General features: G+C 69.4%; 1 protein-coding gene. It reads right to left on the bottom strand.

Features of this window, described 5'->3' with window-relative positions:
• Nucleotides 1-1,920 (bottom strand): amino acid adenylation domain-containing protein (locus F6S12_RS31410; protein ID WP_315869822.1); only part of this gene is annotated, 1,920 nt, incomplete at both ends.

Raw genomic sequence — 1,920 nt, 5'->3', positions numbered from 1 at the left:
GTCGAAGGCCAGGCGCGATTGCAGCAGGTAGGGGTCGCCCTGCCCGGCGCTCAGGTGGTGATAGAGAATGCCCTCCTGCAACGGCGCCAGGGGGTAGATGTCCTGCACATTGGCCACGCCGCCCGGCACGCTGGCCAGCACCCGGTCGATGGCCTCCTGGTCCAGTTCCACCAGGGGCAGCAGGTCCGGGGTGATGCGCGGGCAATCAGCGCTGATGAGGTTGGCCGGCACCTGCACTTCCCGGCCGCTGCCCACGGCATCGGCCAGGGCGGCCAGGGTCGGCTGGCTGAACAGCACCCGCACATCGGCGCTCAGGCCGATCTGGCGCATGCGCTCGATCAGGCTCACCGCCAGCAGCGAGTGCCCGCCCAGTTCGAAGAAGTGGTCGTGGCGCCCCACCTGCTCCACCTTGAGCAGCTCGCTCCAGATCCGCGCCAGGGCGATTTCCACCTCGCCTCGGGGGGCGACGAATTCACGGCTGAGCAAGGCCGACGGGGCCGGCGCCGGCAGCGCCTTGCGGTCCAGCTTGCCGTTGTTGGTCAGGGGCAAGGCCTGCAACTGCACGTAGGCCAGGGGCACCATGTAGTCCGGCAGTTGCTGCTGCAGGGCCGCGCGCAGGGCTTCGGCCGGCAGCGGCGCAGCGTCCGCCTGCAGGGTGTAGTAGGCCACCAGGCGCTTGTCCCCGGGCTCGTCTTCCCGGGCCAGGACCACGGCCTCCTTGACCCCGGCGCAGGCAGTGAGGCGCGCCTCGATTTCCCCCAGTTCGATGCGCAGGCCACGGATCTTCACCTGATCGTCGTTGCGCCCCAGGCATTCGAGCAGGCCGTTGCCCAGCCAGCGGCCAATGTCCCCGGTGCGGTACAGCAAGGCCCCGGGCTGTTCGCTGAAAGGGTCGCGGATAAATTTCTCGGCGTTGAGTTCGGGGCGGTTGAGATAACCCAGGGCCACGCCGTCGCCGCCGATCACGATCTCCCCCGGGGCACCGATGGGCAGCGGCCGCTGCTGGGCGTCCAGGACATACACCCGGGTGTTGCCGATCGGCCGGCCGATGGGCACGTGCTCGGCGTCATCGGCCAGGGCGGTGACTTCATGGGTGGTGGCGTAGGTGGTGGTTTCGGTGGGGCCGTAGCAGTGCACCAGGCGCAGCCGCGGCGCCAGCGCCAGCAGGCGGCGAAAGGCCGCCGGGTCGGCACGCTCGCCGCCGCAGAGGAGAATCCGCAGGCCCTTGAGGGCCTCGGGAATCAGTTGCACGTACTGGTTGAACAGCGCCGTGGTGACAAACAGCACCGTGGCCCCGGCCGTGCTCAGGGCCCGGCCGAAACGCGCAGGTTCCAGCAGGGTGTAGTGATCGATCACCAGCACCCGGCCGCCATTGAGCAAGGCGCCCCAGACATCCATGGTGCTGGCGTCGAAGGCCGGGTTGGAGGCGAACGCCACCCGGTCCTCGGGGTTGAAGTCGGCATAGCCGTTGTTGAGCACCAGGCGGCTGATGGCCCGGTGCGGCACCTGCACGCCCTTGGGCACGCCGGTGGAGCCGGAGGTGTACATGATGTAGGCCACGGTCTCGGACGACTGCGCCAGGTCCGGGTTGTGCCCGGGCAATGGCGCCAGTTGCAGGCGGTCCAGGTCGACCCTTCTGGCCGGGCACGCAAGCACCTGGTCGCTGCGGCTGAGCAGCAGCACGCTGGCGCTGTCTTCCACCATGAAGGCCTGGCGCTGGGCCGGGGCGTTGATATCCAGGGGCACATAGGCCGCGGCGCATTTGCAGACGGCCAGTTGGCTCACCAGCAGGTCCAGGGACCGGGGCAACAGGATCGCCACCCGGTCGCCGGGCTGCAGCCCGAGCTCCAGCAGGTGCCGGGCCAACTGGTTGGCCCGGGTATTGAGCTCGCCGTAGCTGAGCTGCGCCTGGCCTTCGAC

Source organism: Pseudomonas sp. JV245A (assembly GCF_032424515.1).
In the GTDB taxonomy this organism is placed as follows: Bacteria; Pseudomonadota; Gammaproteobacteria; order Pseudomonadales; family Pseudomonadaceae; genus Aquipseudomonas; species Aquipseudomonas protegens.
Note: the sequence above shows the minus strand (reverse complement) of the source record. Positions and strands in the feature narration are given on the sequence as shown.